The sequence below is a fragment of the Caproicibacter fermentans genome, assembly GCF_014303955.1.
Lineage (GTDB): Bacteria > Bacillota > Clostridia > Oscillospirales > Acutalibacteraceae > Caproicibacter > Caproicibacter fermentans.
Map to the genome: position 1 here is coordinate 2708857 of NZ_CP060286.1, position 19185 is coordinate 2728041.

Sequence of the window (19185 nt, forward strand, 5' to 3'; positions counted from 1 at the left end):
GGTATTCTCATCCGGATTTCATCCGTCAGGAAGGAGCTTCCATCAGCCTGAGCGCCTGCGACAGCGTCTGCAGCGGAGTTTCGTCCGGGACGATCTTCACGCTGACATAGGGCTTTGCGCCCGCGTTGAGCAGAACCCTGCCGCGCAGCGCGGACACCAGCGCGCCGACCTTTTTCATGTCGATTCGGTCGGAGTAGAGGAAGATCGAGCTTTCCTGCTGGCGCACCTCGCGGATGCCGAGACGGGAGGCGACGTTGCGCAGAAGCGCGATGTCGATCAGGCCGTTCACGCTGGCGGGCGGTTCGCCGAACCGGTCGATCAGTTCGTCCGTGACGTCCAGCGCGTCCTCCCGCGTGCGGATGTCCGCGATGCGGCGGTAGATGTCGAGCCGCTGGTTCAGGTCGGCAATGTAGCTTTCCGGGATATGCGCGGTGACCTGCATGTCGACCAGGCACTCTTCGCCGTATTCCTGCACCGGCTTGCCCTTTGCGCGGTCGACGGCTTCGCCCAGCAGGTGCAGGTACATGTCGTAGCCGACGGCCTCCATGTGCCCGTGCTGCTCGCCGCCCAGAATGTTCCCCGCGCCGCGGATTTCAAGGTCGCGCATTGCGATTTTGAACCCGGAGCCGAACTCCGTGAACTGCCGGATGGCGGAAAGGCGCTTCTGCGCGATTTCGGAGAGCGCCTTGTCGCGCTTGAAGGTCAGGTAGGCGAACGCCCGACGGCTGGAACGCCCGACGCGCCCGCGGATCTGATGCAGCTGGGACAGGCCCATGTGGTCGGCGTTGTCAATAATCAGCGTGTTGACGTTCGGCACGTCCACGCCGGTTTCGATAATCGTCGTGCAGACCAGAACGTCGATCTCCTGCTCGATCAGGCGACGCCAGACCTCCGAAAGCTCCTGCTCGTTCATTTTTCCGTGACCGTAGCCGACCTTCGCTTCCGGAATTGCCTGCTGAATCCGTGTTGCGACCTGCTGGATGCTTCCCACATCGTTGTGCAGATAGTAAACCTGCCCGCCGCGCCGCAGCTCGCGGCGGATGGCTTCAAAGAGGATGCCGTCGTCATGCTCCAGCACATAAGTCTGCACCGGGTGCCGGTCGTGCGGCGCTTCTTCAATCACGCTCATGTCGCGGATGCCGGACAGCGCCATGTTCAGCGTCCGGGGGATCGGCGTCGCCGAAAGCGTGAGGACGTCCACGTCCTTGTAACGCGTTTTCAGCCGTTCTTTCTGCGCGACTCCGAAGCGCTGCTCCTCGTCGACGATGATGAGGCCCAGGTTTCGGAATTCCACATCCTTGGAAATCAGCCGGTGCGTGCCGACGACCATGTCGATTTCGCCGCGGGCGAGCTTTTTGATGATTTCGGCCTGCTCCTTTGCCGAGCGGAAGCGCGAAAGCAGCTCGACGCGGATGGGGAACCCCTCCATGCGGCGGGTGATGGTCTGGTAATGCTGCCACGCGAGAATCGTCGTGGGCACCAGCATCGCGCACTGCATGGAGTCGGTGATGCACTTGAACGCGGCGCGCAGGGCCACCTCCGTTTTGCCGAAGCCGACGTCTCCGCACAGCAGGCGGTCCATCGGCGCGCTCTTTTCCATGTCGGATTTGATTTCCTCGATGCAGCGGAGCTGATCTTCGGTTTCCTCAAATTCGAAATGCGCTTCAAAATCACGCTGCCATTCGGAGTCCGGGGCAAACGCGTGCCCTTTGGCCTGCATGCGCTGGGCGTACAGGCGGATCAGGTCGTCCGCAATGTCCTTGACGGCGCGGCGCACCTTTGCCTTCGCCTTCTGCCAGTCGCTTCCGCCCAGACGGCTCAGTCGGATGGTGGCGTCCTCCCGCGGGCCGATGTATTTGGAAACCATGTCGAGCTGTGTCACGGGAACATACAGCAGGTCGTTTTTGGCGTAGCGCACCTTGATGTAGTCTTTGACGACGCCGTTCATGTCGATTTTGTGGATTCCCTCGAACACGCCGATGCCGTGCGAGGCATGGACGATGTAGTCCCCCGGCGTCAGATCGGAGATGCTGTAAATCGCTTCGCCGCTTTTTTTCTTTTTCTGCTTTTTCACATGGGGGAGTACCGCGCGCCCGTGGGTGATCAGGCCGAAAAAAGCCCCGGGGTACTCAATCCCGCCGGAGAGCGCGCCGAGGGTTACGACCACTTCTCCGCGTTCGATTTTCTTCGGGCTTTCCACAAACGCCGCGTTGATTCCCTTTGCCTGAAGGTCCGCCGCGACGTTGCGCGCCGCGCGTTCGGAGCCGCAGAGCACGGCGCAGGCCCAGCGGTTGAAGAGCATGTTCTGAAGATCCTCGGTCAGAAGCTGGATGCTGCCGCCCCAGGAGGAAAGCTGGCGCGCGTTCATGCCGATCAGGGTGCGCACCGGCGTTTCATAGCCGCCGTGGACAAACGCGTCCAGGTAAACCGCGCCGAAGCGCTCGAACGCCGCGAGCGCACAGGCCCAGTCCCCGCTGTAGCTGTCCAGTCCCCGGCACAGGGTGCCGTCCGAAAGAAGCTCCCTGAGATCCTCGCCCCACTGCCACAGCACGCTTCGCATCCGTTCCCGCAATTTGACCGGTTCGCTGACAAACAGCAGCATGTCCTGCGAAAGATAGCTGAAAAGCGTCGCTTTTTCTCCATACAGAAGGGGCAGGTATTTGTCCGCGCAGCCAAGGTGAACTCCGTTGTTCAGCTTGTCGGCCTGTTCGTTTAAAACGGCCCTTGCCGCCGGCGCGGCCTTGCCCCTCAGCTCGGACGCAAGGCGGCGGAGCTGTTCGGCCAGAATCTGCGGATGCTCGATCAGCGCTTCTGCGGCGGGTTCGATGGTCGCCGAGGGAATGGATTCCGTCCGCCGCTGGGAGACGGGGTCGAACAGGGAGAGGGAGTCGACCTCCTCCCCGAAAAATTCCGCGCGGACCGGCGCTTCGCCGCCCGGCGGATAAAAGTCGAGAATTCCGCCCCGCGCGGCGAACTGCCCCGCGCCTTCTATCTGGGCGGCGCGCTCGTACCCGCAGGCGGAAAGGACGCCGAGCACCCGCTCCATCGGAACGCTTTTGCCCGTTTCCAGCGTGACGGTGCGGCGCCTGAGCTCGGCGGGCGGAATGGTGAGCTGAAGGGCGGCGTCAATGCAGCAGACAACCGCGTCGCAGGTGCCTGAAATCAGGCGCTCCAAAACCTGCAGCCGCTGGTGTTCGTATTCGTGGGAGCTGCCCTCCGCGTCGTGGAACGAAAAGTCGCGCGCCGGGTAGAACAGGGGCCTCAGGCCCATCGCCGTCAGGTCGGAGCACAGGCGCTGCGCCTCCGCTTCGTCTCCGGCGACGACGAAAGCCCTGCGCCGCCGATCTGCGCAGAGCGAATAGATGATGTTTGCTTTGTGGACCCCGGATACCCCGGTTACCGCGGCGGGCAGCATCCGGCTGCCGACGGCGGACTCCAAATCCGTAAATTCCTTGAGTCCGCGGACGGCGGTTGTCAGAAATTCCATGAAACTCTCCTTATTCGAACCCGGCGGCAGTATCGGGACAGCTGCTGCCGGGATTGTTCTCTTCAATCATGACTGGAATCCGGTCGCCGGGGTTCAAAACAGGGCGTTCCCATAACAGGCCGCTGAATCCCTTGAAATTCCGTCCGCCAAATTCATTATCATAAAAAAACGCGCCGAGGGTGTCGCCTTTTTTCCCGGCGCGCCGGTCACATCATAAATTGCGCCCAAAATGGCGCAAATCAGCGCGAAGCATCCTGATATTGTTTTAGGCGACACGATTGTTCTCAGACTTACGGTCATCCTCCAATCTGTCAGTTACGGAGGAAAATCGGTCCTGCGGTATTATTTTCCGTTGTAGAGATTCATTGCCTCGGCGGCTTTGCCCTGCACTATCAGCGCGACGGCGTCGTTTGCGTGGGCGGCGGCCTCCTGGAAACGCTTGAGGTCGTCCGGCGAAAAGCGGGAAAGAACCCAGTCCGCAAGGTCCCACCGGCGGTCCGGGCGGTCGCCCGTGCCGAGCTTGATGCGCGGAAAACAGTCGCTGCCGGAAAGGTAAATGATGTTTTTCATCCCGTTCTGGCCGCCGTCGCTTCCTTTCAGGCGGATGCGCAGCTTTCCGGGCGGAAAACTGATGTCGTCGAAAAGAACGACGACCCGTTCGGGCGGAATATGGTAAAAGTTCATCGCTTCCACCACGCTTTGCCCGCTCAGGTTCATATAAGTGCCGGGCTTTAAAAGCAGCACGTTTTTTCCGCCGATCCGCGCCGGCGCGCAGAGGCCTTTGAATTTCAGCCGGTCGATTTTAACCCCGGCCTGTTCGGCGATGTGGTCGACGGCCATGAACCCCGCGTTATGTCTCGTCCCGTCGTATTTTGAGCCCGGGTTGCCCAGGCCCACGACCAGGTATTCGACCGGCCCCGCCGGCTGGGGGCGGAGGTGCAACAGGTTGTTCAGCATAAAATTCTCCCTTGAAAAGAATGCGGAAACGGGCGGGACGGATGATCCGCCCCGCCTTGTTCCGCCGCCCGGGTGTGGCGCCCGGGCGCGATGCCCTGTATCGTAAGCTGTTCTTCCTGCCGGAATCAGACAAACATGGGGGAAACCGGTTTGTCTTCGTAAATGCGGTCGATCGCTTCCGCAAACAGCGGGGCGACGGAGAACACCGTCATGTTCGGCAGCATTTTTTCCTCCGGGATCGGAATAGTGCTGAGCAGGAAGACGTTTTTGATCGGGCTGTTCTGAATCCGCTCGATCGCCGGACCGGACAGAACGCCGTGCGTCGCGCAGGCGGTCACCTGGGTCGCGCCGTTGTCCATAATGGCCTGCGCGGCGTTGCAGAGGGTTCCGGCGGTGTCAATCATGTCGTCCACCAGAATGATCTTTTTCCCCTTTACGCTGCCGATGATGTTCATCACCTCGCAGACGTTGGCCTTCTGGCGGCGTTTGTCCACAATGGCGAGCGGCACGCCGAGACGGTCGGCAAAGTTGCGCGCCCGCGTGACGGAGCCGAGGTCGGGGGATACCACGACGTATTCGTCGGCGTGCCCGGCAATCAGTTCCTTCATGTGGGAAGCGAGAAGCGGCACTCCAAGCAGATGGTCGACCGGAATGTTGAAGAAGCCCTGAATCTGCGACGCGTGCAGGTCCATGGTCAGAACGCGGTTCGCTCCGGCCGTGGTCAGAAGGTCGGCGCAGAGCTTTGCCGTGATGGGGTCGTGCGCCTTTGCCTTGCGGTCCTGGCGGGCGTAGCCGAAGTACGGCATGACGGCGGTGATTCTGGCGGCGGAAGCGCGCTTCATGGCGTCGATCATGATAAGCAGCTCCATCAGGTTGCTGTTGACGGGAGCGCAGGTGGACTGCACGATGAAACAGTCGGAGCCGCGGACCGAATCGTAGAGAGAAACCGAAATTTCGCCGTCGCTGAATGTGCCGACGTCGCTTCTGCCCAGAGGAAGCCCGAGGCATTTGGCGATCTTTTTAGCCGTTTCCTGGCTCGCGCTGGCGGCGAAGATTTTGATGTCTTTCCCATGAAAACTCATTTGTGTTTATCCCCCTAATTTTTGTCTGTCTTTGCCTGTTTGATCATGAATGTATATGGAGCAACGGTCTGCCCGGGTTGAATGGTGCACCCGCTGCACTGTACCGAATTGAGAACAGCGCCCTCGCCGACGGCGCAGTCGGTCAGAACGGTGTTCGGCCCGACGACGCAGCCCGCCCCCACCGAGGTTCTGCCGCGCAGGATGGTTCCCGGCAGAATGCTGACGTTGCGGCCGACGGAGACGTCCGGACCGATGATAACCCCGTCGCTGCAGGGGATATCGGTGCCCTCCAGAAGGTGGGCGGTCAGAATTTTTTCGCGCGCGATGCGGTTCAGCTCGGCAAGCTGAAGGCAGTCGTTGGCGCCCAGCACCGCCTGTGCGCTGCCGGCTTTGCAGGCGTCCGCCTCCGCGCCCCGTTCAATCAGGAGCCGCACGGCGTCCGTCAAATAGTATTCCCCCTGGGCGTTGTCGTTCCTGATTTCCGAGAGAATTCCCAGCAGGGCCTTTGTTTGAAACCAGTATGCCCCGGAATTGATCTCCGGAATCTTTTGCACTTCGGGGGAAGCGTCTTTTTGTTCCACAATGGCGGCAAGTCTGCCGGTCTGCGGGTCGCGCACAATGCGCCCGTAACCCGCGGGGTCGGGCAGCTCCGCCGAAATCACCGTAACGGCGTTTTCGTTTTCGCGGTGGATTTCGTAGGCGTTCCGGATTTCTTTCGGACTGACAAACGGGGAATCCCCGTTCAGGACCAGAACGCTGCCGCCGTCATTTGAGCGCAAAAAATCGGCCGCCATCATCACGGCGTGCCCGGTGCCCCTGCGCTGCGGCTGATAGACGGTGCGAAGGCCGGGGTCGTATTCGGACAAATATTGCTCCACCTGTTTGTGCAGGTGCCCGGTGACAACACACAGGCGCCCGATCCCCGCCGCCTTTACGGAATCGAGAACCCATTCCAGCATCGGCTTGAACAGGACGGGCGCGAGAGCCTTGGGACAATCCCGCTTCATCCGTTTTCCCTCTCCCGCGGCAAGAATCACGGCGCAATTTTCCTGTGGCATGCTGATTCCTCCGTATCTTGGGGTTTGCGTATTCATGTGTACCGAATTTCTTCGCTTCTATTATCTCATATTCAATTTTTTTTTCAAGCCATTTTGGTGTATCTGTTAAATTTTGTACAATGATCTGTTAAAAATCGATTGACTTATGTCATGATATGGAATAGAATGGAAAAAAGGAATTAAAGAATGGAAAACGATGGTGCCATCGGCATGATGAAGCTCAGGCAGCGCTTTGTTGAAAAGGGGATTTTCCATGAGGTTTTTTCATGCGGACTGGGTCGAGGTCTACCTTGGAACGGATTACGGGGAGTACCTTAGAAAGCAGACTCTTCTGCAAAACTCCGGCGTAAAATTCAAGGCGAAAACCAGAAGGAATTCGCGCCGGTTTTCCATAAATTTTCCGGGATGCGGAAGCCTGGGACTCACCCGGGGGGGCCTCCGGATCAAGGATTATTATGTCATACTTGTCCCGCGCGAAAACGCTGTTTATGCGGGACGGCTGCTGGAATGACCGAAGCCGATGCGCTGGAATTTTCTGTGAAATCAGGGAAAAAATAATGTTTGTGATTTGGAAAAAGTTATAGCATTTGATTCCCGTATTTGATATAATACAGGTTGAGCGATTTGCGATCGTCCGCGAATGTTCAATACATTATTATAAAATCTTTTTCAGGAGGTAGTTTAATGAGCAATAAATTCCTTTATTATTTCTCCGAGGGCAGTGGAGCTTTTCACGGCGACATGACCACGATGAAGAATACCCTGGGCGGCAAGGGCGCGGGCCTGGCGGAAATGACCGCGGCCGGGATGCCGGTTCCGCAGGGCTTCACCATCACGACCGACGCGTGCACCCAGTACTACAAAGACGGCCGCCAGATCAATGCGGATATCGAAAAGGATATTTTTGAGCATATGAAGGGCCTGGAGAAAATCACCGGGAAAACCTTCGGCGACATCAGCAACCCGCTGCTGGTATCCGTCCGCTCCGGCGCGCGCCAGTCCATGCCCGGCATGATGGACACGATCCTGAACCTGGGCCTCAACGACGAATCCGTTGAAGGTCTGGCGAAAAAGACAAACAACGCACGTTTTGCTTACGACAGCTACCGCCGGTTTGTTCAGATGTTCGCGGACGTCGTCATGGGCGTTTCCAAGAGCCTGTTTGAAGAAGAGATCGATAAAATGAAGGCGGAAAAGGGCGTTAAGAACGATGTGGACCTGACCGCCGAAGACCTGAAAAAGCTGGTCGTTGTTTTCAAGAAGATTTACGAGGATAACGAGCACAAGCCGTTCCCGCAGGATCCGAAGGAACAGCTGATCGAGGCTGTTAAGGCTGTTTTCCGTTCCTGGGACAACCCCCGTGCAAACGTTTACCGCAAGATGAACGAAATTCCGTACGAGTGGGGCACCGCCGTTAACGTTCAGCAGATGGCGTTCGGCAACTCCGGCGACAACTCCGGCACGGGCGTAGCGTTTACCCGCAACCCGGCAACCGGCGAAAAGGCGCTTTTCGGCGAATACCTGATCAACGCGCAGGGCGAAGACGTCGTCGCGGGCGTCCGCACACCGTCCCCGATCAGCCATCTGAAGGACCAGATGCCGCAGGTGTACGATCAGTTCGTTGAGATTGCGACGCGACTTGAAAACCATTTCAAGGATATGCAGGACATGGAGTTCACCATTGAGGACGGCCACCTGTTCATGCTGCAGACCCGCAACGGCAAGCGTACCGCCGCCGCCGCTCTGAAGGTTGCATGTGACCTTGTGGATGAAGGCATGATCAATGAGGAAGAGGCTGTTCTCCGCGTGGAACCCAAGCAGCTTGACGCGCTTCTGCATCCTCAGTTTGACGCGGAAGTACTGAAAAAATCGAAAGAAATCGGGCACGGCCTCGCGGCGTCTCCGGGGGCTGCCTGCGGCAAGGTCGTCTTCTCCGCGGAAGACGCCAAGGAATGGGCCACGAAGGGTGAAAAAGTCATCCTGGTCCGTCTGGAAACCTCTCCGGAGGATATCGAAGGCATGGCGGTTGCGCAGGGCATCCTGACCGTACGCGGCGGCATGACCTCCCACGCGGCGGTTGTCGCGCGCGGCATGGGCACCTGCTGTGTGTCCGGCTGCGGCGAAATCACCGTCGACTACGACAAGAAGCAGTTTACTCTCTCCGGCAAGACCGTAAAAGAAGGCGACTATATCTCCATTGACGGTTCGACCGGCAAGGTGTACGACATTGCGATCCCGACCGTTCCGGCGTCCATTTCCGGCAACTTCGGCCGCTTTATGGCCTGGGCCGACAAAGCCCGCAAGCTGCAGGTTTACACCAATGCCGATACTCCGCGCGATGCGAAGCAGGCCCGTGAGTTCGGCGCGGAAGGCATCGGCCTGTGCCGCACGGAGCACATGTTCTTTGAGGGCGAGCGCATCAAGGCCATGCGTGAGATGATCGTCGCGAAGACGGTTGAGGAACGCAAAACTGCGCTTGCCAAGCTCCTGCCGTACCAGCAGGGCGACTTTGAGGGCCTGTACGAGGTCATGGAGGGCCGCCCGGTCATTATCCGTTACCTCGATCCGCCGCTGCATGAATTCCTGCCGACCAAGGAAGAGGATATCAAAGAGATCGCCGGCGAACTGAAAATCACCGTCGAAGAGCTCAAGAACGTCATCTCCAGCCTGCATGAATTCAACCCGATGATGGGCCACCGCGGATGCCGTCTGTCTGTTTCCTATCCGGAAATCGCGGAAATGCAGACCACCGCTGTGATCAATGCGGCAATCAACGTGAACAAAAAGCATCCGGAATTCAAAACCGAGCCGAACATCATGATTCCGCTGGTCGGCGAAATCAAGGAGCTCAAATTTGTGAAAGATATCGTAACATCCACAGCCGACAGGATCATCAAGGAAGCCGGCGTGGATCTGAAATATCAGGTCGGCACCATGATCGAGATTCCGCGCGCCGCTCTGACCGCGGGCGATATCGCCAAGGAAGCCGAGTTCTTCAGCTTCGGCACGAACGACCTGACCCAGATGACCTTTGGATTCAGCCGCGACGATGCCGGCAAGTTCCTCGATTCCTACTACGAGAACAAGATCTATGAATCCGATCCGTTCGCGCACCTTGACCAGGTGGGCGTCGGCAAACTGATCAAGATGGCGGTGGCCGACGGCCGCGCCACCCGCCCGGATATCCACCTTGGCATCTGCGGCGAACACGGCGGCGATCCGTCTTCCGTGGAGTTCTGCCATTTCGCGGGTCTCAATTACGTTTCCTGCTCGCCGTTCCGCGTGCCGATCGCGCGTCTGGCGGCTGCGCAGGCTGCAATTAAGGAGAAAAGGGCGAAAGCCTGATTTCTGCTTCTAAAGCTTTCAGTTTCCCCTGCGCGTAAACGCGCAGGGGAATTCTTTTCAAAAAAGGGAGGCCGGATCTGATGCTGAAAAAACAGGTGAAAATCCTGCTGATCGCAATGCAGCTGCTGCTGATTGGGATGCAGTTCCTGCCCGTCGGCAGGACAGCCGACACCGCAGGTTCCGGTGGCGCCAAGTCGCTGAGCGTTTTCAGTATGATTTCGCGATATGCCGGCATGGGGTTTGCAAACGACGCTCTGGTTTACCTGCTGCTTTCGTGCCTGCTTCCGGTTTTAACCATTCTGCTGCTGATTTTCCTGAAAACGCGTTACAATTACGGTACGGCGGCGGGCCTCAGCGCGTTTTACATGCTGGCGGCGGCATGCTTTTTCAGCGCGGCAAAGCGGAAGATGGTGGATTCCGTCATGCTGACGGGGCTGCACTACCTGATCATACTGGTATCGATTTTATCCCTGGCACTTGCCTCGTGGGGATTTTGCCTCTGCGCACCGCCGTCCGACGCGGACTAAACCGATCCTGAAAAAAACACCTGAAAAGGCTTGACTTTTTTCGCTGAATCTAATATAATAATAAAGCTGTCCAGAAGGGCAGCTTTCAGAATGCGCTCGTAGCTCAGCTGGATAGAGTGTCTGACTACGAATCAGAAGGTCAGGGGTTCGAATCCCTTCGGGCGCGCCAAATATGGTACTGGGGCAAAGTGAACATCATTTTGCCCTTGTTATCATAAAATCAAGTGTTTAAGCCTCTAAACATTTGATTTTATGATAACTCTCTGGCTGTTCTGATTGGTACAACCAAAGAGAACATAAAACTGCCTGTCATCCGAAAGCCGTTCCTGTGCAAACCCACATTTCTGGTGCAGATAAGTTGTTCACGTTATCAGGGAGTTCAGAGGTTGGCTCCGAGCTTTCATCACCTCTTTTCATATATTTGCTCATCGTCGCGCAACTTAAAATGGTTCGATCCAACTCCGGTATACTTCCGGCAAGCATATTACAAGCAAATCAGCGCGAACATTTGAAGTTTAGGTTCAAATGTTGGTTTTGGTTTACTTAATCTTTTCAAAGTGCGCCAACCTCGCGCAACTGGCTTTTTAAGGTCAGAGACAAGAGGTACACAACCGGTCCGTTGTGGAAATCGTGAACTGGTACGTCCACGATCTTGCTTTCGTAAAAAGGGCAATAAAAAAGCAAGAGCCTGAACGCAGTCTGGAAGAAACTGTTACGCTCAAGACTCTTGACAAGTATAATGATTACCATGCTACCATTAATGTAACACAGAAAACCAACCCTGTTGATGACTAATTAGTCTTCGGAACGTAACGTGTTTTTACGTTTTGATTAGTGTAAAGAATCCGCAAAATTCTTTACAGCTAATGTAAGTTATTGATAGGGTTATTTTATTTTCTCTTATTATTATATCACTTGGGCCCATAAAGCAGTATATTTCCACTTAACCTTTATTATGGATTTTTAGGAAGCATAATGGCTTCCTTTATTCGTTATAGAAATTATAAGGCATTAACTTGGATGGTTACCGATGGGAACGGCCAATCCGGAGCATCGGAATCAGCATGACGGATCTTGTTCCGGACACGGTTCCTTCCCAGGGGAACCTGTACCGGGATGAGGCGGGCCGGGAACGGCTGAAACATCTGGACCGCGCGGTGGACCGGCTGAAAAACAGGTTCGGGAGTTTTGCGGTGCAGCCCGCGGTTCTGCTGAATAGAAAAGAGTAACGGACGCTTCCGAGATAAAAACCGGAGGCGTCCGTTTTTATGAAATGCGGAACTGGTTCCGCATTTTTAAGTTTTTCTTAGCATATTTCGTTGAATTTACTGTTTTGTGAGAATATAATGATAAAAGGAAGTATGTGCTAAGCATGGTTAGAGCTTCTGCCCAGGAGCCCGGCAACGACGTGTTTTAAGCAAAAATGCGGAGTTCGACTGCTGACAGAGACGGGCTATATCATGTGCTGCCAAGTACTTACATAAATGGAAATTAAGGCTTTCATGTGGGAGATAACTATGGAACGTCCGGTTTACTATGCACATACCCTTGAAGGGGAAAACGAGGAAAAGTGGCAGACCATAAAAGAACATTCCGAAAATGTTGCAAAGCTTGTAAAGAAATTTTCTGCGGCATGGTGCACGGAGGAATATGCCGAAGATCTCGGACTGCTGCACGATGCGGGAAAATACCAGACCGATTTTCAGCTCCGCCTGCACGGTGAAAAGCTGTCTGTGGAGCACTCGATTGCCGGAGCAAGACGATGGCTCGAAATGAAGTGGCCGGAGTCGGGGGCATATTGCATTGCCGGTCACCACAGCGGTCTGCCGGATGTGGGCAACCGAACCGATTCGGAAGACGAACCGACACTTCTCGGACGCATGAAAAGAGAACAGCAGGATTTTACCGCCTGCAAAGGCGAGCTTGCACTAACTGAAATCAACGCCTTCCCCGCGAAAGATGCCGTTTGCAGGAACGGCAGCAGCGCGGACGATATTAAAAAAGAATACGCTTTTTGGACACGGATGATGTTTTCCTGTCTGACCGATGCCGATTATCTTGACACGGAAGAATTCTGCAGCGGCCGAAAGAAACGGGGGATTCATGCAGACTTCATGGCGTGCTGCGATCTGATGAATCAGCATATTGCGCAGTTTCAGGCGGATACTCCCGTCAAACGAGCCCGTGAGGCTCTGCGCAGGCAGGTCATATCACACGCGGATGAAAAGGCCGACATTTATCTGATTCATATGCCCACGGGAAGCGGCAAGACGCTCACCAGCATGCAGTTCGCGCTCGAAAGAGCAATTCGGTCTCATAAAAAGCACATTATCTATGTGATTCCTTACACAAGCATCATTGAACAGAATGCGAAGGTGTTCAAAGACATCTTTGGAGCCGAAACCATTTTGGAACACCACTGCAACTTTGATTACGAATCCGTTCAAGACGCCGCTATGCGCAAAAGACTCAAACGAACGGCTGAAAACTGGGACGCATCCATTGTTGTGACAACCAACGTGCAGTTCTTTGAATCGATTTACGGCAACCGCGGCAGCGAGCTCCGCAAACTGCACAATATTGCCGACAGCGTCATCGTGTTCGACGAAGCACATATGTTCCCCAGCCTGTTTTTTCAGCCATGTCTGGAAGCTGTGCGGATTCTGACCCAGAGATATCACTGCGAAGCGGTCTTCATGACGGCCACCATGCCCGATTTTCACACATGGATGCGCGAATTCGGCTGCGGAGGTGTAAAATCCCTCGACCTGACGGAAGACAAAAGCAGTTTTCCCATTTTTGACCGCTGCAAAATCGAATCTCTTGGACGGCGCTCGTCGGAAAAGCTGGCAGGTCTCGCGGCGGAGGCTGAAAATTCGCTCATCGTTGTCAATTCCCGCAGGGCCGCAAGACGGATTTATCAACTGCTGCCGGGGAAAAAGTATCATCTCTCGACCTACATGACCCACGACGACCGCAGCAGGGTCATCGCCGAAGTGAGGGATTCCCTTGCAAATCGCGAACATTTCTGCCTGGTCTCCACATCGCTTATCGAAGCAGGCGTAGATTTGGATTTCGACCTTGTTTTCCGCGAACTTGCAGGGCTTGACAATCTGCTCCAAACTGCCGGGCGCTGCAACCGTGAGGGCAAAAAGCGGGACTGCAAAACATACGCCTTTGAGTTTGAGGAGGAAGACCTGCGGCCCAAAAGCAATGAATTTATGATTCAGCAATCGTTCTGCCGTGAAGTGTTTCAAAGATATGACGATGTGGCTTCTCCAGAGGCAGTCGAGTTTTACTTTAACCGGCTTTATGCCTATACGCTTGACAGCAGAAAATCGATGGATTTCAAAGCGGCGTTCTCCCCCGCTTCCTGCGGCATTGACGGATTCGGATTCAATTACGCCCGATATGCCGGGGATTTTCGCCTGATTGACGAAAACACGCAGCCGCTCGTGATCGTTACCGAAGAAAACAGGGAGACGGTTATGCCGCTGCTGAAAGCTGCCGCCTACGGCGGGATGGCCGCCGTGAGGCGGCTCCAGAAGTGTTCAATTTCGCTGCGCCCATACGAATTTGAGAAACTGACCAAGGCCGGCGCTGTCTGTGACGAAAAAGGAATCCGCTACCTTGGCTGCGAGCGGTATTACAGCAGAGAAACCGGAATTCTGTTTGAAAACAATGAAGCCAATATCTGGTGAAATTATCTTGCCACAAGAAAGATTAAGGAGGTTTCCAATGGGTTACGGAATCAAGATTCTCATCGAAGGCGACTACGCGCTTTTCAGCAGGCCCGAGATGAAAGTGGAACGAGTTTCCTACGATGTGCCGACGCCGAGCGCTTTGACCGGACTAATTTCCAATATCTACTGGCACCCTGGTATGAAATACATCATTGACACGATCTATGTGCTGAGGCCCGTGCAGTTCGTCAACCTCAGGCGAAACGAGGTCAGCGAAAAGCTGCTTCCATCCGCTGTGAAAAAGCAGATGGACGGCATGGCAGACGACATCAGCATTTATACGAAGGAATGCATCAGCCAGCGGGCGAGCCTTCTGCTGAAAAATGTCCTTTACGGCGTTGAGGCACACTTTGAGCTGACGGACGAAAAAGAAGAAAATCAGACCCCGGAAAAGTGCTACAACATTCTGCTGCGGCGGCTCCGCAAAGGACAGCATTTCGCCCAGCCGTGCCTCGGCTGCAGAGAATTTCCCGCGCGAATCACGCTGACCGACAAAATTCCGCAAAGCCCGATCACGGGCGACGTTGACCTCGGGTATATGCTTTACGATCTTCAGTATAAAAAAGATAAAACCGGCAAAAGTCTGGATTCCGCTGAACCGCGCTTTTACCGCCCCCATATGATAAACGGTGTTATCGATGTGGCGAAGTATGCCAAGGGGCTGCTATGTTAAGGGCGCTCAGCAAATACTACGACTGTCTGTGCCGGCAGAAGGACAGCGGCCTTGTGCCGGACGGTTACAGCAAAGTTGGCGTGAATTATAATTTGGTGTTACATTCCAACGGAACCATAAAAGAGATTTTGCCGTACACAAAAGCTGTGCTCAACGGAAAAAAAGAGAAGGAAGTTCCGCGGGACGAGTTTTTTCCTTTTCGAAACTCGGTGCCCGGAATCTCGGCTGAAACCATAGACCACCGTGAAAAATACCTTTTTGGCATTGAGTGGGACAAGAAGAATGAAAAGCTTTCGGCGACGAAGAACTCCCTGCTCGCCTTTGAAAAATGCAAAGAGAAAAATCTTTCGTTTCTTGAGGGATTAAGCTCTCCGATCATCGACGCATATAAAATCTTCCTGCAAAACTGGAACCCGGAAAACGAGCTTGACAATCCGTTCCTTACGGCACTGGGCAAAAAATACGGCGGTGCGAAATTCATTGTCACGTCGCAGGAAGACCCAGCTGCACAAAGACCGCTCAGTCGTGAAGCGCAGGTAAAAGAGAAGTGGGAAAACGACTGGCGGAACAGGCCGATCCCGGCCGACGCGGTGTTGGGGCAGTGCAGCATCAGCGGAAAGTATGGCCAGATTGCCCGGATCCACGACAATCTTACGGGAATATCCGGCGGGCTTGCCACCGGCGTGAACATTGTTTGCCTAAAGTCGTCGGCCTTCTGGTCTTATGGCCGAAGGGAATCCTATAACAGTTCCGTGTCACAGGAGATTATGGAGAAATATACCAAGGCGTTCAATTATCTCACTTCCGTACCGGCTCATAAACAGATGCTTGACGGTATGACGCTCCTTTTCTGGGCTATGACGGCGGAATCCGAAAAGCCGTATCTGCAGGCATTCAACACCGGGGCTGGTTTTTTCTCTTTGCCGGCGGAAGATCCATCCGAAGCGGAGCGGAACGAACGTCAATCGCAGGAACAGGCGCTTGCATCTGTTTTCAGTCAGCTTTCACAGGGCAAGGAAGCCGACTGGAAAGGCTTTGGGATCGATCAAGGCACGGAGTTTTACATTCTCGGCGTGAAACCAAACAGCAGCCGTTTGGCCATCAAGATATTCGAACACAATTCTTTCGGAACGATAATGGACCGTATTCAGCAGCATCACAGGGATATGCAGCTCTCTCCGGCGGACAAACAGATGCCGATCTGGCTCATCAGCAAAGCACTGAAATCACCGATTGCCTCCAAGGACCCGCTGCCGCCCGACCTTTCGACGAAAATCTTGCAAAGCATCCTCCGCGGCTCCCCTTATCCCCGTTTTATGCTCGAAACAGCGGTGCGCCGGGCAAAAACAGATCAGGACGACGCGGCGAAAAAGTTTTATGCGGTCAGCCGCGACCGCGTGCGGATCATCAAGGCGTGCCTGACACGCATGGATCTTATAAAAAGGAGCGAATTTACTATGTTGAACACGCAGAACACGGACGGCGCCTACAACTGCGGCAGACTCTTTGCCGTTCTGGAAATGATTCAGCAAAAGGCGCTTCCGGGGATCAACACCACGATTAAGGACAGGTTTTTTTCCTCGGCCTGCAGTACGCCGTATCTTGTTTTCCCCCGCTTACTGAAACTTTCTCAGAGCCATTTCGGAAAACTGGACAGAGGCAATGCAATTTTCTTTGATCAAATCGTTCAGGAAATTGTAAGCAATCTCGGCGACTCTTTCCCCAAGGCCATGAACATGGAAAAGCAGGGGATGTTTATCCTTGGATATTACCAGCAAAAAGAAAAAATATTTGCAAAGAAAAGCGAAGGAGAGAAAGACAATGAGCCTGCATAACCGGTACGAGTTCGTCATGCTTTTCGACGTGGAGAACGGCAACCCCAACGGAGATCCCGACGCGGGCAATATGCCCCGCGTCGACGCCGAAACAAGCATCGGCATTGTGACCGACGTCTGCCTCAAACGTAAAATCCGCAACTATGTCGAGGCCACACAGGAGGGAAAGCCCGGCTACAATATTCTCATTAAAAACGACCGGGCCCTGAACACAAAGTATACTGAAGCATACGACGCCTGCAGTCTCAAAACGAAACAGAAGGGCAAAGACCAGAACGCGGTAGCACAGGCTCGGGATTACATCTGCAGAAATTATTTTGACGTGCGTACCTTCGGCGCCGTTATGAGCACAGGCGACGACCCGTGCGGCATTGTTCGCGGGCCGGTTCAGATCAACTTTGCGCGCAGCATCGACCCGGTGCTTCCGCAGGAAATCACCATTACCCGTCAGGCCCTTACCACAGAATCCGACCAGTCCGAAAAGGGAAATACCATGGGAAAAAAGAACTTTATCCCCTACGGCCTTTACCGGGCGGAGGGATATGTTTCCGCGCTGCTTGCCAACAAAACAGGGTTCAGTGAAGACGACCTTGCACTGCTTTGGCGGAGTATCGAAAACATGTTTGAAATCGACCACAGCGCGGCACGGGGCAAACTGTGCATGCGGAAGCTGTATGTCTTCAAGCACGACTCGGTCCTCGGCAATGCACCATCCCATCTGCTGTTCGACAAAATAGCAATCGAAAAGAAAAGCGGAGTGGAGATTCCCCGCAAATTCAGCGATTACAGCATTACGGTTGACAAGGCAATGCCCGAAGGGGTAGAGATCATTGAAAAGTTCTGACACGTTGACAGAGATCCGGTCGGTTCAGCAGTACCTCTACTGCCCGCATCGGTGGGGACTGATGGAGACCGATTGCAGCTGGGCCGAAAATGTGTTTGTCTGCAAGGGTAATCTGATCCACGAAAACGTGGACGCCGGCAAATGCGGTTCGGCCCGCAGCGCAATCGTGGAACGGTCGGTCAGGGTATACAACGACGACTGGGGGCTGTTCGGCGTGATCGACTGCCTTGAACTTCGCCGCTCTCCGTCAGGATGCTTGATCGGGAAATACGGCGAGCGCTTTGAACTTACCATTGTCAAATACAAGGTGCGTTCTCCCAAAGCCGGTGATTTTCGGCGTGAGGACGCGATGCAGCTTCTGGCACAGAAAATCTGTGCGGACGGTATTTTCAAAACAGACTGTAAAACCTTCTTTTATTACGCGGATACCCGAAAAAGAATACGGGTTGATTTCCGCGAGGATGATTACGCATTTTTAAAATCGACCCTCTCGGAAATGAAAGCGCTGCGCGAAGCCTGCGTCATTCCTCCCATCCGGGACGGCCAGTACTGCGGCGGATGCTCCTTAAAGGATATTTGCATGCCAAAGGGGGAGAAGCGCCGTCATGCGAAAACTGCTTAACACGCTGTATATCACCCATCAGGAGGCCTACCTCAGCCTGGACGGGGAAAATATTGTGATGCTGTTAGATGGGAAAGAGGCCGCAAGACTGCCGCTTTCCAATATTGAAAGCGTTGTCTGCATGAACTATCCCGGCTGCAGTCCGGCGCTGATGGGCAAATGCGCAGAAGAACGGATCGGACTGTGCTTTATCTCTCCCGGCGGAAGGTTCCTTGCCAGAGTAACCGGGCAGATGAAAGGCAATGTCTTTCTGCGCAAACAGCAAATGGAGACGTTCTCCGATCCGGAAAGACAAACGGAGCTGATCCAAAATCTGATCACCGCAAAGCTGAAGAACACACGCAATTTACTCATGCGTTCGCGCCGCGATTATCCGCAAACCGACACCGGCGGCAAGCTGTCCCGCTGTATTGATTTGCTTACAGAGAATCAGAAAAAGCTGCTTCAGGAAAAGGAACCGGAAGCATTACGGGGGATTGAGGGTCAGAGCGCCAAAGCGTATTTTGATGTGTTCGACTCGCTGTTTACCCAACAAAAAGAGGATTTCTCACTTTCCGGAAGAACAAAGCGCCCACCTCTTGATTTAACCAACGCCATGCTTTCCTTTCTTTATACGATCTGCACTAATGATATTGCGTCTGCTCTCGAATGTGTCGGTCTCGACCCCTATATTGGCCTGTTTCATACACTGCGCCCGGGAAGGGCTTCTCTCGCGTGCGATATCATGGAGGAATTCCGGGCATTGGTTGAGCGTTTGGTCCTTACGATGGTCAATCTGAAAATCGTGCAAAAAAGTGATTTTGATAAGCAGGTCAGCGGGGCAGTATGGCTCAATGATGACGGCCGAAAGAAAGTCATTACCGCATGGCAGAACAAAAAGAACGAATGTGTAAAACATCCATTTACGAAAGAAAAAGCGCCAATCGGTCTGTTTCCCTATGTTCAGGCAAATCTGCTGGCCAAATATATTCGGGGTGAAATCGAGACTTATCCAAATCTTGTCTGGGGGTAG

General features: G+C 54.5%; 14 protein-coding genes and 1 tRNA gene. 11 read left to right on the forward strand and 4 right to left on the reverse strand.

Translation table 11 applies throughout. The features are described 5' to 3' along the window. Positions 1-25: 25 nt before the first annotated feature. The 4 genes from mfd to HCR03_RS13400 form a co-directional block, all read right to left on the reverse strand. Entirely contained in the window at positions 26-3487 is a 3462-nt protein-coding gene (gene mfd, locus HCR03_RS13385; RefSeq protein WP_187034668.1) for a transcription-repair coupling factor, read from the reverse strand. 342 nt (positions 3488-3829) lie between these two features. Then, a complete protein-coding gene (pth, locus tag HCR03_RS13390; protein ID WP_066646553.1) occupies positions 3830-4444 on the reverse strand; it encodes an aminoacyl-tRNA hydrolase in 615 nt (204 codons plus the stop codon). A gap of 125 nt (positions 4445-4569) precedes the next feature. Continuing rightward, positions 4570-5526 (reverse strand): ribose-phosphate diphosphokinase, encoded by a 957-nt coding sequence (locus HCR03_RS13395; protein ID WP_066646551.1) that lies wholly within the window; start codon positions 5524-5526, stop codon positions 4570-4572. A 14-nt stretch (positions 5527-5540) separates the two neighbouring features. Continuing rightward, complete coding sequence (locus tag HCR03_RS13400; RefSeq protein WP_066646549.1) at positions 5541-6584, reverse strand: sugar phosphate nucleotidyltransferase; 1044 nt, start codon at positions 6582-6584, stop codon at positions 5541-5543. 253 nt (positions 6585-6837) lie between these two features. Between HCR03_RS13400 and HCR03_RS13405 the strand changes: the two genes are divergently transcribed. The 11 genes from HCR03_RS13405 (at position 6838) to cas1c (ending at position 19185) form a co-directional block, all read left to right on the forward strand. Then, complete coding sequence (locus HCR03_RS13405; protein WP_187034670.1) at positions 6838-7095, forward strand: hypothetical protein; 258 nt, start codon at positions 6838-6840, stop codon at positions 7093-7095. Between the two features lie 173 nt (positions 7096-7268). Next, positions 7269-9929 (forward strand): pyruvate, phosphate dikinase, encoded by a 2661-nt coding sequence (gene ppdK / locus HCR03_RS13410; protein ID WP_156990819.1) that lies wholly within the window; start codon positions 7269-7271, stop codon positions 9927-9929. A gap of 80 nt (positions 9930-10009) precedes the next feature. Then, complete coding sequence (locus HCR03_RS13415) at positions 10010-10456, forward strand: hypothetical protein (RefSeq protein ID WP_066646533.1); 447 nt, start codon at positions 10010-10012, stop codon at positions 10454-10456. Between the two features lie 92 nt (positions 10457-10548). Further along, a tRNA-Arg gene (locus tag HCR03_RS13420) sits at positions 10549-10625 on the forward strand. Positions 10626-11472: 847 nt separating this feature from the next. Then, positions 11473-11685: a hypothetical protein gene (locus HCR03_RS13425; RefSeq protein ID WP_156990818.1), complete on the forward strand. Its 213-nt coding sequence runs from the start codon at positions 11473-11475 to the stop codon at positions 11683-11685. A gap of 288 nt (positions 11686-11973) precedes the next feature. After that, complete coding sequence (gene cas3 / locus HCR03_RS13430) at positions 11974-14157, forward strand: CRISPR-associated helicase Cas3' (protein WP_187034673.1); 2184 nt, start codon at positions 11974-11976, stop codon at positions 14155-14157. Positions 14158-14194: 37 nt separating this feature from the next. Then, positions 14195-14872: a type I-C CRISPR-associated protein Cas5c gene (gene cas5c, locus HCR03_RS13435; RefSeq protein WP_187034675.1), complete on the forward strand. Its 678-nt coding sequence runs from the start codon at positions 14195-14197 to the stop codon at positions 14870-14872. Beyond that, a complete protein-coding gene (gene cas8c / locus HCR03_RS13440) occupies positions 14866-16707 on the forward strand; it encodes a type I-C CRISPR-associated protein Cas8c/Csd1 (protein WP_187034677.1) in 1842 nt (613 codons plus the stop codon). The genes cas5c and cas8c overlap by 7 nt, the downstream gene beginning before the upstream one ends. Next, positions 16694-17551 (forward strand): type I-C CRISPR-associated protein Cas7/Csd2, encoded by an 858-nt coding sequence (gene cas7c, locus HCR03_RS13445; protein WP_187034679.1) that lies wholly within the window; start codon positions 16694-16696, stop codon positions 17549-17551. Before cas8c ends, cas7c begins: the two co-directional genes overlap by 14 nt. Next, positions 17538-18173 carry a CRISPR-associated protein Cas4 gene (cas4, locus tag HCR03_RS13450; protein ID WP_187034681.1) on the forward strand — a complete coding sequence of 212 codons (636 nt, stop codon included), beginning with the start codon at positions 17538-17540 and terminating at the stop codon, positions 18171-18173. Before cas7c ends, cas4 begins: the two co-directional genes overlap by 14 nt. Next, positions 18157-19185 (forward strand): type I-C CRISPR-associated endonuclease Cas1c, encoded by a 1029-nt coding sequence (gene cas1c, locus HCR03_RS13455; protein WP_187034683.1) that lies wholly within the window; start codon positions 18157-18159, stop codon positions 19183-19185. The genes cas4 and cas1c overlap by 17 nt, the downstream gene beginning before the upstream one ends.

Excerpts from the sequence above, each read along its gene's own strand:
- cas7c (WP_187034679.1), top strand. The coding sequence starts at position 16,694 with ATGAGCCTGCATAACCGGTACGAGTTCGTCATGCTTTTCGACGTGGAG.
- HCR03_RS13395 (WP_066646551.1), bottom strand. The coding sequence starts at position 5,526 with ATGAGTTTTCATGGGAAAGACATCAAAATCTTCGCCGCCAGCGCGAGC.
- HCR03_RS13405 (WP_187034670.1), top strand. The coding sequence starts at position 6,838 with ATGAGGTTTTTTCATGCGGACTGGGTCGAGGTCTACCTTGGAACGGAT.
- cas1c (WP_187034683.1), top strand. The coding sequence starts at position 18,157 with ATGCGAAAACTGCTTAACACGCTGTATATCACCCATCAGGAGGCCTAC.
- pth (WP_066646553.1), bottom strand. The coding sequence starts at position 4,444 with ATGCTGAACAACCTGTTGCACCTCCGCCCCCAGCCGGCGGGGCCGGTC.
- mfd (WP_187034668.1), bottom strand. The coding sequence starts at position 3,487 with ATGGAATTTCTGACAACCGCCGTCCGCGGACTCAAGGAATTTACGGAT.
- cas5c (WP_187034675.1), top strand. The coding sequence starts at position 14,195 with ATGGGTTACGGAATCAAGATTCTCATCGAAGGCGACTACGCGCTTTTC.
- cas8c (WP_187034677.1), top strand. The coding sequence starts at position 14,866 with ATGTTAAGGGCGCTCAGCAAATACTACGACTGTCTGTGCCGGCAGAAG.
- HCR03_RS13415 (WP_066646533.1), top strand. The coding sequence starts at position 10,010 with ATGCTGAAAAAACAGGTGAAAATCCTGCTGATCGCAATGCAGCTGCTG.
- HCR03_RS13400 (WP_066646549.1), bottom strand. The coding sequence starts at position 6,584 with ATGCCACAGGAAAATTGCGCCGTGATTCTTGCCGCGGGAGAGGGAAAA.
- cas3 (WP_187034673.1), top strand. The coding sequence starts at position 11,974 with ATGGAACGTCCGGTTTACTATGCACATACCCTTGAAGGGGAAAACGAG.
- ppdK (WP_156990819.1), top strand. The coding sequence starts at position 7,269 with ATGAGCAATAAATTCCTTTATTATTTCTCCGAGGGCAGTGGAGCTTTT.